11 protein-coding genes are annotated in these 11,336 nt (G+C 70.7%); 9 read left to right on the top strand and 2 right to left on the bottom strand.

The genetic code is table 11. From position 1 onward, the window contains the following. Nucleotides 1-376: 376 nt before the first annotated feature. Nucleotides 377-1,978, bottom strand: a complete 1,602-nt coding sequence (locus E4P43_RS16510; RefSeq protein WP_280791017.1) for a DUF2254 domain-containing protein — start codon at nucleotides 1,976-1,978, stop codon at nucleotides 377-379. 109 nt (nucleotides 1,979-2,087) lie between these two features. Here E4P43_RS16510 and E4P43_RS16505 point away from each other — a divergent pair, with 109 nt between their 5' ends. The 9 genes from E4P43_RS16505 (at nucleotide 2,088) to E4P43_RS16465 (ending at nucleotide 9,397) form a co-directional block, all read left to right on the top strand. After that, nucleotides 2,088-2,390 carry an urease subunit gamma gene (locus tag E4P43_RS16505; protein WP_135146538.1) on the top strand — a complete coding sequence of 101 codons (303 nt, stop codon included), beginning with the start codon at nucleotides 2,088-2,090 and terminating at the stop codon, nucleotides 2,388-2,390. Further along, nucleotides 2,387-2,878 (top strand): urease subunit beta, encoded by a 492-nt coding sequence (locus tag E4P43_RS16500; protein ID WP_135146535.1) that lies wholly within the window; start codon nucleotides 2,387-2,389, stop codon nucleotides 2,876-2,878. The genes E4P43_RS16505 and E4P43_RS16500 overlap by 4 nt, the downstream gene beginning before the upstream one ends. Next, on the top strand, nucleotides 2,871-4,580 hold the full coding sequence (locus E4P43_RS16495; RefSeq protein ID WP_135146534.1) for an urease subunit alpha: 1,710 nt from the start codon (nucleotides 2,871-2,873) through the stop codon (nucleotides 4,578-4,580). Before E4P43_RS16500 ends, E4P43_RS16495 begins: the two co-directional genes overlap by 8 nt. Before the next feature lie 21 nt (nucleotides 4,581-4,601). Next, entirely contained in the window at nucleotides 4,602-4,904 is a 303-nt protein-coding gene (locus E4P43_RS16490) for an urease subunit gamma (RefSeq protein ID WP_135146533.1), read from the top strand. 272 nt (nucleotides 4,905-5,176) lie between these two features. Beyond that, nucleotides 5,177-5,488, top strand: a complete 312-nt coding sequence (gene ureB, locus E4P43_RS20955; protein ID WP_348522234.1) for an urease subunit beta — start codon at nucleotides 5,177-5,179, stop codon at nucleotides 5,486-5,488. Further along, nucleotides 5,481-7,190: an urease subunit alpha gene (locus E4P43_RS16480; protein WP_135146531.1), complete on the top strand. Its 1,710-nt coding sequence runs from the start codon at nucleotides 5,481-5,483 to the stop codon at nucleotides 7,188-7,190. The genes ureB and E4P43_RS16480 overlap by 8 nt, the downstream gene beginning before the upstream one ends. Before the next feature lie 92 nt (nucleotides 7,191-7,282). Then, nucleotides 7,283-7,867: an urease accessory UreF family protein gene (locus E4P43_RS16475; protein WP_245159190.1), complete on the top strand. Its 585-nt coding sequence runs from the start codon at nucleotides 7,283-7,285 to the stop codon at nucleotides 7,865-7,867. Nucleotides 7,868-7,916: 49 nt separating this feature from the next. Beyond that, entirely contained in the window at nucleotides 7,917-8,582 is a 666-nt protein-coding gene (gene ureG / locus E4P43_RS16470) for an urease accessory protein UreG (RefSeq protein WP_209313927.1), read from the top strand. Beyond that, on the top strand, nucleotides 8,582-9,397 hold the full coding sequence (locus E4P43_RS16465) for an urease accessory protein UreD (RefSeq protein ID WP_135146528.1): 816 nt from the start codon (nucleotides 8,582-8,584) through the stop codon (nucleotides 9,395-9,397). The genes ureG and E4P43_RS16465 overlap by 1 nt, the downstream gene beginning before the upstream one ends. Nucleotides 9,398-9,595: 198 nt before the next feature. Here E4P43_RS16465 and E4P43_RS16460 read toward each other — a convergent pair whose 3' ends face one another. Next, on the bottom strand, nucleotides 9,596-11,176 hold the full coding sequence (locus tag E4P43_RS16460) for a SpoIIE family protein phosphatase (protein ID WP_135146527.1): 1,581 nt from the start codon (nucleotides 11,174-11,176) through the stop codon (nucleotides 9,596-9,598). Nucleotides 11,177-11,336 lie beyond the last annotated feature (160 nt).

Here is an 11,336-nt window from a genome sequence, read left to right as displayed (position 1 = left end):
CCTACCACCGCCGGCGGCGTCAGGACGCCCTCGGTCGACTCACGCCCATCGAGTACGAGACCATCGTGCCCACAATGGCCGCGCAGGCAGCCTGACCCAACCTGTCACCGATCCGTGCAGCAGTCCCCTACGGCGACAGCCTCGCTGTGGCTTGGGCTTGCGTGGTCGGTCTGACGGGGAATAGGCAGTATGGCGTCAGACGGCGTCGCCGAGTATGGCGTTGCAGGGATTCGCATTGCGGGGAGAGGGAGTGAGTGATGGTCCAGTCACTGGAGCCAGACCGCAGCCACGATGACGGTGACACCACAGACGAGCAGAGTTCCGGCGGTCCGGAGAATGCGGGGGCCACCGACCAGGTTGTGCCGGACAAGCAGATCTACCGTGACGGCGGCGCGGTGATGCCCGACAGCTGACCCTGTCGCAGCCAGGGGCGCCGAGTCGACGGTTGCGGCCCGGCCGTTAGAGGGCAAGGTTGTCCAGGGGCGGCAGCGGGCAACGGGCCGCCTGCGGGTAACAAGCGCCGGCGACGGTCAACGCGGCGGCTGTGCTCGGCCGGGTCGGTGGGGTCGTGCGCGATGGCGGCCAGCCGGGACACGTCCGCCGGAGGCAACCCGCTGCTGGCGCCGACGGCGTCCATCAGGCGGTCGATCTGCCCTTGGAGCGCCGGGACGAGCTCCGGCCGGCCGCTGCTGCCGACGTGCGCCTGCAGCATGCGCAGCACCCGCAACAGGGACGCTGCGACCTGGCTCTGCGGGGGCGCTGCCTGCCGGAGCTGGTCGAAGGCGTGCGCGATGTACTCCTCGTGCGACAGGTCCCACGGCCGCAGCAGCACCTTGCCATCCGGCCCGGCCACCGTCAGGGGCGGCAGCTCGATGACGAGCACCTTGCGCAGCAGGCTGCCCAACCGCAGGGTCACCTCGACCGCCGTCGTGGGGTCGTTGATAGCCGAACTGAGGGCCCGCAACCCGATGTCCACCAGCTGCCGGATCGCGAAGTCGACGTCTTCCTGCATGGTGCGGGTGTCGGCGACCAGCACCGTTCTGGCCAACGCCTCACATACCGCATCCGCGTCGGCGGGCACCGGCCAGATGGTGACCAGTGGTTCTCCTTCGTGGATGTACGCACCGTTGCGCGTGTCGAAGCGGACCGTGCTGCGTGGAGGGACGACCGCGAGCATCTGGCCGCTCGGCGCCTGCGTCACCCAGCCGTCCCGCGGCGCCGGCACCACCAGGCCGCCGTCGGAGTCCGGCGGCGTGGTGGCGGGCCCTGGAAGTTCGTCGCACGAGGAGCGCACCAGGGCGTCGATCACGAGCTCACCCTCGGCGGCGATCGTGCGCACCACTTGGCCGACCTGCAGGCCGCGGGCCAGGTGGTCGAGGTGGGCCACGATGAGCAGGACCGTGGTCACGGTCAGCGCGATCGCCATGGTCATCGAGATGCGCGGCGCCGGGGTCGCCGGCTCGTCATCGATGTGCCGCAGGGTCAGCACGCTGAAGACGAAGGTCGCGATGAGCAACCCGATGACCACCTGACTGAGCCGGTCGCGGATGAACGAGCGCATCACGCGTGGGGGGAACTGGCTGCTGGCCAGTTGCAGGCTGACGACGGTGAGCGAGAACACGACACCGGCGGTGGTGATGGTCGCGCCGGCCACCGTGCTCAGCAGCCAGGTTGCGGTGTTGCTGTTGATGTCCAGGGTCAGCGGGACGGCGTGGCCCGCGGCCAGCCCCCTATCTATCGCTGCCGCCGCTTCCGCGAGGACGGCGCCGAGGACCACGAGCAGGGCCGGCAGGAAGAAAAGGCTCTCTCCCGGAAACGGTAGAGAGCCGCTGCTATGCGCAGTTGCGGTAGCGGCACAGGTCGTCTGCTCACCCGCGCAGATATGCCCGACGCGCCGGCGAATAGACGCAGGTACACAGGGCAGCGCGTACGTTCCGATGGCTAGGTGCCGGATCCCGTGCCATCGTGTGGCGCACATCACGCAATGGTGTGACCGAGACGGTGACCGGTTCAGTCGAGGTGCTGAGCCGCCTCACCGAACGCACCGTGAACGCTTCCCACCGGGTCGGCACATGAGGGGTCCCCGAATGCTGTTGTCAGTACACGAGCGTGAACGGCTGATGATCTACACCGCGGCCAAGCTCGCCGAGGAGCGCAAAGGCCGTGGGCTGAAGCTCAACCTGCCCGAGGCCACCGCGTTGCTCACCTCGTTCCTCCTCGAGGGGGCGCGCGACGGGCGGATGGTCGAGGACCTCATGAGCGCCGGCCGTGACGTGCTGCACCGCGACGACGTCATGGAGGGCGTACCGGAGATGCTCGCCCAGGTCCAGGTCGAGGCGACGTTCCCCGACGGGACGAAGCTCGTCACCGTCACGGCGCCGATCTCATGACCCGCGGCGAACACCCCAGCGACGACCCCGGCGGCAAGGACAGCAGCCGTCGGGGCGGGACGCGCCATCCGCACAGCGGCTCGGGCCCGCAGAGCCTGCCGCGGCGGCCCGGCACGGGCGAACGCCAGGCCGAGCGCCGCCGCTACACCGGCGACGACCCGCACGCCGACGAGCCACTCATCCCCGGCCAGGTGCTGTACGGCGACGACCCGGTGGTGATCAACGCCGGCAAGGACGTAGTCATCTTGCGCGTGGAGAACACCGCCGACCGGCCGATCCAGGTCGGCTCCCACTACCACTTCGCCGAGGTCAACCCCGGCCTGTCCTTCGACCGCAAGGCCGCGTGGGGACGTCGGCTCAACGTGCTCTCCGGAGGCTCCATGCGCTTCGAGCCCGGTGCCGCAGAACAGGTCGAACTCATCCCGATCGCAGGGCAGCGCATCGTCGCCGGGCTGCGTGGCGAATGCGGAGGTCCGCTCGATGGCTGAGATCAATCGGCAGGAATACGACGCCTCCTTCGGCCCGACCACCGGCGACCGCATCCGGCTGGCCGACACCAACCTGTTCATCGAGGTCGAGGAGGACCGCTGCGTCGGCGGCGACGAGGCCGTGTTCGGCGGCGGCAAATCGATCCGCGAGTCCATGGGCCAGTCCCGCGCCACCCGCGCCGAGGGCACCCCCGACCTGGTCATCACCGGCGCCGTCGTGCTGGACCACTGGGGGGTCATCAAGGCCGACGTGGGCATCCGCGACGGCCGGATCACCGCCCTGGGCAAGGCCGGCAACCCCGAGACGATGGACGGCGTCCACCCCGACCTCGTCATCGGCCCGTCCACGGAGATCGCGTCGGGCAACGGCCTCATCCTCACCGCCGGCGCGATTGACACCCACGTGCACTTCGTCGACCCCGCCTCCTTCGAGGTGGCGCTAGCCGCCGGCACGACCACGGTGGTCGGCGGCGGCACCGGACCCACTGAGGGCTCCAAGGCAACCCTCGCGACGCCGGGGGCGTGGTGGCTGCAGCGGATGCTGGACGCCGTCGACCCGTGGCCGGTCAACGTGCTGTTCCTCGCCCGCGGCAACACCGTGTCGCATGAGGCGCTGTGGGAGCAGCTGCGGGGCGGGGCGGGCGGCTTCAAGGTGCACGAGGACTGGGGCGCCACCCCGGCCGCCATCGACGCGGCGCTCAGCGTCGCCGACGAGTCCGGCGTCCAGGTCGCGATCCACAGCGACACCCTCAACGAGGCCGGCTTCGTCGAGGACATGCTGGCCGCCGTGAAGGGCCGGACCTTCCACAGCTACCACACCGAGGGGGCCGGCGGCGGGCACGCGCCCGACATCATCCGCATCGCCGGCGAGCCCTACGTGCTCCCGGCCTCGACCAACCCGACCCGGCCGTTCACGCACAACACCATTCCCGAGCACCTCGACATGGTCATGGTCGCCCACCACCTCAACCCGCAGGTGCCCAACGACCTCGCGTTCGCCGAGAGCCGCGTCCGCGCGGGCACGATCGCCGCCGAGGACGTGCTGCAGGACCTCGGCGCGCTGTCGATCATGTCGTCTGACGCGCAGGCGATGGGCCGGATCGGGGAAGTCGTGATCCGCACGTGGCAGACCGCGCACCGGATGAAGCAGTTGCGCGGCCCGCTGCCCGGTGACGGGCGAGCCGACAACAACCGCGCCCGCCGCTACGTCGCGAAGTACACGATCTGCCCCGCCGTCGCCCACGGCCTCGAGCACGAGATCGGGTCGGTCGAACCGGGGAAGATGGCCGATCTGGTGCTGTGGCAGCCGGCGCTGTTCGGCGTCCGCCCCACGGCGGTGTTCAAGGGCGGCATGGCCGCGGTCGCCGCGCTCGGCGACCCGAACGCCTCCATCCCCACGCCGCAGCCGGTGCTCCCGCGGCTCGGCTACAACGCCCACAGCCCCGCCAGCGCCGACACCGCCGTCGCCTTCGTCTCCCAAGCTGCGGTCGACGACGGGCTGTCCGAGCGGCTCACCACCCGCCGGCCGCTGGTCGCGGTCGGCAACGTGCGCGGGCGGACCAAGGCGGACCTGCCGGAGAACACCGCCCTGCCCCGCATCGAGGTCGACCCGGACACCTACAGCGTCCGCGTCGACGGCGAGCTGATCGAGCACGAACCGGCCACCGAGCTGCCGATGACCCAGCGCTACTTCCTGTTCTAGTCCGACCTGGGGGAGTCCGGGATGCTGTTGACACTGAAGGAACGCGAGCGGCTGATGATCTTCACGGCCGCCCTGGTGGCCGAGCGCCGCAAGGAGCGCGGGCTGAAGCTCAACCTGCCGGAGGCCACCGCGATCATCACGGCGTTCCTCCTGGAGGGTGCGCGCGACGGCCGCACGAAGGCCGACCTGCAGAACGACGCCCGGAACGTGCTGAGCCGGGACGATGTGCTCGACGGCGTCCCGGAGATGCTGGCTCAGGTGCACGTAGAGGCCACGTTCCCCGACGGCACCAAGCTGATCACCGTGCCAGAGCCGATCCAATGAACATCGGCCGCACGATCAAGGACACGTTGACTAACCAGCTGGACAAGGCGGGGCCGTTCGGGCTGGCGAGCACCGCCGTCTCCTGGGCGCAGAGGGCCGCCCAGCGCACGCCGGTGCTGAACAGGCTCGCCGGGCGGCTGGAACCGCCACCGCTGACCCGGCAGCGACCGGGCACCGGCAAGCACGTGGTCCTGGGCTCGGGCAAGGGCGGCGCGATCGCCATCACCCATCCCGGCGCGGACTCCTCGGCGAAGGCGGGGACTCCCGGCCAGATCCTCTATGGCGAGGAACCGGTGCACATCAACATCGGGCGGGAGGCGATCACCCTGACGGTGGTGAACACCGGTGACCGGCCGATCACGGTGGGCTCGCACTACCACTTCGCCGAAACGAACGCGGCGCTGGAGTTCGACCGGAAGGCCGCCTGGGGACGACGGCAGAACATCATGGCCGGCAGCATGACCCGGTTCGATCCCGGCGCCCCGCAGGAGGTCGAACTCGTTCCCTACGCCGGACGGCGCGTGATGCCCGGCTTCCGCGGCGAGAGCTCCCCCGGCGAAAGAGAGGGCGGGTCCCATGCCTGAGATCGACCGGCAGACGTACGTGTCGATGCTCGGGCCCACGACCGGCGACCGGCTGCGCCTGGCCGACACCAGCCTGTTCATCGAGATCGAGACCGACCACTGCGTCGGCGGCGACGAGAACATCTTCGGCGGCGGCAAGTCCGGGCGCGAGTCACAGGGACAGTCGCACACCCCGCGCACGGAGGGCACGCCCGATCTCGTGGTGACCAACGTGGTGGTGCTCGACCACTGGGGCATTGTCAAGGCCGACGTCGGCATCCGCGACGGGCGGTTCGTCGGCATCGGCAAGTCCGGCAATCCCGACATCATGGACGGCGTCGATCCCGCCCTGGTCGTCGGACCGTCGACCGAGGTGATGAACGGCACCGGCCTGATCATGACGGCGGGCGCGATCGACACACACGTGCACATGGTGTCGCCGGACATGTGCACGGTGGCGCTGGAGGCGGGGACCACGACGCTCGTCGGCGGCGGCACCGGCCCAACCAGCGGCTCACAGGCCACCCTGGCCACCCCGGGCGCCTGGTGGCTGGAGCGGATGTTCGAGGCGTTCGACCCCTGGCCGGTGAACGTGGCCTTTCTCGGCCGGGGGACGACGGTGTCGCAGGAGGCTCTTCGGGAGCAACTGCGGGCCGGCGCAGCGGGGTTCAAGTGTCACGAGGACTGGGGGGCCACGCCGGCGGTCGTCGACGCCGCACTGACCGTCGCCGACGAGTCCGGTGTGCAGGTCGCGATCCACAGCGACACCCTCAACGAGGCCGGATTCGTCGAAGACCTGCTGGGCACCGTGCGCGGCCGAACGTTCCACAGTTTCCACACCGAGGGTGCCGGCGGTGGGCATGCGCCCGACATCATCCGGATCGCTGCCGAGCCGAACGTGCTGCCGTCGTCCACCACGCCGACCCGGCCGTTCACCGTCAACACCGTCGACGAACAGCTGGACATGATCCTCGTCGCCCACCACCTGAATCCCAAGGTGCCCGTGGAGCTGCAGTTCGCCGAGAGCCGGGTGCGGGCGAGCACGATCGCGGCGGAGGACGTGCTGCAGGACATCGGGGGCATCTCCGGGATGCAATCCGACGCCCAGGCCATGGGCCGGCTGGGGGAGACCATCCAGCGCACCTGGCAGACCGCCCACGTGATGAAAGAACTACGCGGCGCGCTGCCGGGCGACGGTCGCGCCGACAACAACCGGGCCCGCCGCTACATTGCCAAGTACACGATCGTCCCCGCGGTCATCCACGGGCTGGAGCGGGAGATCGGCTCGATCGAGGTGGGCAAGCTCGCCGACTTCGTCCTGTGGGAGCCGGCCCTGTTCGGCGTCAAACCGACGTCGGTGTTCAAGGGCGGCATGTCCGCGATGGCGCTCCTGGGCGATCCCAACGCGTCGGTGCCCACCCCGCAGCCGGTGTTGCCCCGGCCCGGGTACAACGTGCACACCCGCGCGGCGCAGGCGACGAGCCTGGCCTTCGTCGCCCCCGCGGCGCTGGAGGACGGCCTCGCCGACCGGCTGGCCGTGCACCGGCGACTCGTGCCCGTCGAGAACGTGCGCGGTCGTACCAAGGACGATCTTCCGCTCAACTCGGCTCGGCCCAGCATCGAGGTGAACCCCGACACCTTCGAGGTGCGGATCGACGGGGAGACGGTCACGCACGAGCCGGTGGACGCGCTCCCCATGACCCAGCGCTACTTCCTCTTCTGATGACGGGGGAGACCACGGCTGCGCTGCTGCTGCTCGCGGACGGGCGGCTGCCGGCGGGCGGTCACGCCCACTCCGGTGGCCTGGAGCCCAGCGTGGCCGCCGACCGCGTTCGCGACGTCGCATCGCTCGAGACATTCCTGCGGGGCCGCGCCATGACCAGCGGGCTGCTGGCCGCCGCGTTCTCCGCGAGCGCCTGCGCTGCCGTACTCGCCGGCGCTAACGGCCGGCTAGGCGTGCTGGAGGAGGAGCTCGACGCCCGCCAGCCGTCCCCGGTGCTCCGACAGACCTCGCGCAAGCTCGGCCGGCAACTGGTGCGTGCCATGCGGGTGATCCGGCCTCACGACTGCTGGGTCGGGCTCGGTCGCAGCCCCCACCACCCCATCGTTCTCGGCGCCGCAGCAGCCGTCTCCGGCCTGAGACCGTGCGCGGCGGCGTTGGCCGCCGTCCACGACGCGGTAGCCGGCCCAGCGACCGCCGCCGTCCGGCTCCTCGGACTCGACCCGTTCGCCACCCACGCCGCCCTCGCCCGGCTCGGCCCGCTGCTCGACGCCATCGCCGCCGACGCCGAGCGGTACGCCGACGCCGACCCCGCCCACCTGCCCGCCGGCAGCGCCCCGCTGCTGGACCTCGCCGCCGAACACCACGCCACCTGGGAGGTGCGTCTCTTTGCCTCATGACCACGACCACACTCACGACCACCCGCATCCGCACGTCGACACCGCCGGTGTGCTGCCCCGCGAACCGGGTCGAGCGCTGCGCATCGGGATCGGCGGCCCAGTCGGCTCCGGCAAGACCGCCCTCGTCGCCGCCCTCTGCCGCTCACTGGGGGCCGAGGTGAACCTGGCTGTGGTGACCAACGACATCTACACCACAGAGGACGCCGATTTCCTGCTCCGCAACGGCGTCCTGCCGAACGAGCGGGTGCGGGCGGTGGAGACCGGCGCCTGTCCGCACACCGCGATCCGCGACGACATCTCTGCCAACCTCGAGGCCCTGGAGGATCTCGAGGAGAGCATCCCCGGGGTGGAACTGCTGCTGGTCGAGAGCGGCGGGGACAACCTCACCGCCACGTTCAGCCGCGGCCTGGTGCACAAGCAGATCTACGTCGTCGACGTCGCCGGCGGGGACAAGGTGCCGCGCAAGGGCGGGCCCGGTGTCACCCGCGCCGACCTGCTGGTGATCAACAAGACCGACCTGGCCGACCGGGTCAACGCCGACCTGTCCGTCATGGACCGCGACTCGCGAGCCCAGCGCGGGGACCTGCCGACTGTCTTCCTCTCCCTGACCGAGGACCCGACGGCGGCCCCGGTCGCCGCCTGGGTGCGCGGCTGCCTCGCCGAGGGAGCGGCGGAGACCTCGGGCGTGGCGTCAGGGACCGCCGCCACCGGCTGATGCGCGCCGCTGCCGAGCTCGCCGTGGAGGCCGTCGCGCTCCGCGGCGGCGCGGTCCGTAGCCGGATCGCGACGCTGCGGTCCCAGGCACCGCTGATGCTGCGGCTCACTCACCCGAAGGGCCCCGAGCCATGGACCAGGCTCGGCGACGGAGCCGCCCGCGTCTGCCTGGCCGCGGGCGCCGCGGGCCCCATCGGCGGTGACGCGTACGCACTGGACATCCAGGTGGGGGATGGCAGCACCCTGGTCCTGCGGGAGATCTCCGCGTCGCTGCTGCTGCCCGGCCCGCTCGGCGGCCAGTCGACGCTGCACACCACTGTGCGGGTTGGGGCCGGGGCGACGCTGGTCTGGCTGCCCGAGCCGATGATCGCCGCGCGCGGCTGCCACCACCTCACCGACGTGCAGGTCGACCTCGCCGCAGGTGCCCGGCTGGTGCTGCGCGAAGAGCTGCTCCTCGGGCGGCACGGGGAGCAGCCCGGCGATGTGGTCGCGCGCCTGCGGATCCGCCTAGACGGCCGGCCGCTGTTGCACCAGGACCTGGCGCTCGGGCCCGCGGCGGTGGGCTGGAACAGCGCGGCGGTGACGGGGGGACGGCGAGCGCTCGGTTCGCTCGTCGTCGTCGACCCCGCTTGGGCCGACGATCCGCCGCCGGCGACATTGGTGGGGGACACCGCGGCCGTGCTCCCTCTGCCTGGTCCGGCAGCACTGGTGTCGGCGCTAGCGGACGACGCACTGCAGCTGCGCGCCTGCATGGACGCGGGACTGGCGCTGCTCACCGCGTCCAGCGAGGACCGACGGCCCGGGGTCGCCTCGTGAGACGCGAACGAACGAGGGGGCAGCTGACGGACGGACGAAGTGGGTCGCCGAACTACCGGAGGCCGCCCTCGTCGGTGGACCCAGAGGAGATGAAAGGGCCGGCTGGTGGGCGACTGGCGAAGTCGTGCGCCGCAACCTCCACTGGGCCCGCACCCATGCCATGCCGTCGGTAACGGTCAGTCCTTTCTTCTGCTCCCATCACCGCTGCACGCACCGCGTGAACTGTCCCCTCGTAGCGTTCACATCGGCGGTGGATCGGATTTCCGGCAGCCGGGTGGCGGCCAGGAGGCAGACGTCGTCGTCACGCTCGTCTGAGACCGCAGACCCGGCGATCGCGGCACGCAGCAGTTCCGCGGCCCCACCTGTGCCCTGGGACGAAGCGAGGATCGCGCGGCGGAGGCGGGCCAGCCCCGTGTCGAGATCCTCTCCGCGGGTCTCGATGAGTCCATCGGTGTACAACAGCACCGCTGCTCCGCCATGCAGCCTTGCGGACGCGCTGGCGTAGAAGGAATCAGCCGTTGCGCCGAGAATCATGCCCTGAGCCTGGTCCAGCACTGCTGGTGCGGCACCGGGGGCGCACATCAGCGGGTAGGGATGGCCTGCGCTGGCGTACTCAATGTCATCGCCGGCCCGCTCCAGGTACAGGATGGCGGCGCTAGCCAGGGCCGGGGAAGGCGCAGCGTTGAGCAGCCGATTGAGCTGGGTGAGGACTTGCCCCGGCCCGTGACCGGCGGTCACGTAGGCGCGCATGGCTCCACTGAGCCGTGCCATGAGGCCGACCGCAGCAGGTCCGTGCCCGACAACATCGCCGATCGCCAAGACCAGTCGGCCGTCGGGCGCGTGAAGGACGTCGAACCAGTCCCCGCCCAACTGGATGTCGATCGAGGCCCCGAGGTACTGGGCGGCCAGGTCGAAACCAGGAGTGTCGGGCAGTGTCGGGAGCAGGCTGGTCTGCAGTTCGTGCAGCACCTGCCGCTGCCTCGTCAGGGTGGCCTGCAGCTCCGCCTGAAGCTGCAGCACCTCGGTGACGTCGCGCGCCACAGCGGCGACGCCAATCGTTGGCCCGCCGGGTGCCCGGACTGGGAAGAAGCTCTCCAGCCATGTCCGCGTCGTGCCCGGGTCGGCCGGGGTCGTCCCGACGACCTGTACGTCACGAAGGGGTTCGCCAGTCTCAAGCACTCGACGTAGCAGCGGTTCCGCGCCGTCCCGCAGGTCCGGCAGCAGTTCGAACACCAGCGCGCCCTCGTGCTGGTCAACGGTGAAGCCGTTCATAGCGGCCAGCTCGTTGTTGACCCTGACGAAACGTAGTTCCGGATCGATCAACGCGAAACCTATCGGGGCGTCCTCAAGGAGCGAGGAGACGATGGCGGCCTCCGACTGGACCAGCCGGCGCAACCGCTCCTCCCGACTGAGATCGACGACGATGGCAACCCATTCGTAGGGATCCCAGGACACTGCAGCCACAACCGCCAGCACCGGGATGCGGCTACCGTCCGGGCGCAGGAAGTCCTTCTGCACGACCGCCGACCCGGAACGACGGACGTCCCCGATGGCCGCGGCATCCCGCTCGGCATGGTCAGCCGGCGTGATCGTCGGCCAAGCGATGCCTTCCGCCAACCCGGCACGCCCGCGACCGAGGATGCGTAGCAGCTCGTCGTTCGCCTGTTCGATGACATCTCCGCAGCCTGAGGCCATGCCGACTGCATCCCCGGCGAAGAGCGCACGCAGCCGCGCCGCCTGCCGAAGCGCCTCCGGCGTCGGAACGGCCTCGTCTGTCACGACGGCCAGTCTGCCAGTGCCGGCTGCACATTCACTGCCACCGTCCCACTCGGGGGCGGCTTTCCCCGGAACCAGCTACCCTTCGAGTCTCCGGGGGAGAAGAGTCCTTTGCCCTGAACAAGGCACTCCCACGCCGTCTACGGCCCTCGGGCCGGGGCGA

Source organism: Blastococcus sp. TF02A-35, assembly GCF_004571075.1.
Classification (GTDB): domain Bacteria; phylum Actinomycetota; class Actinomycetes; order Mycobacteriales; family Geodermatophilaceae; genus Blastococcus.
Note: the sequence above shows the minus strand (reverse complement) of the source record. Positions and strands in the feature narration are given on the sequence as shown.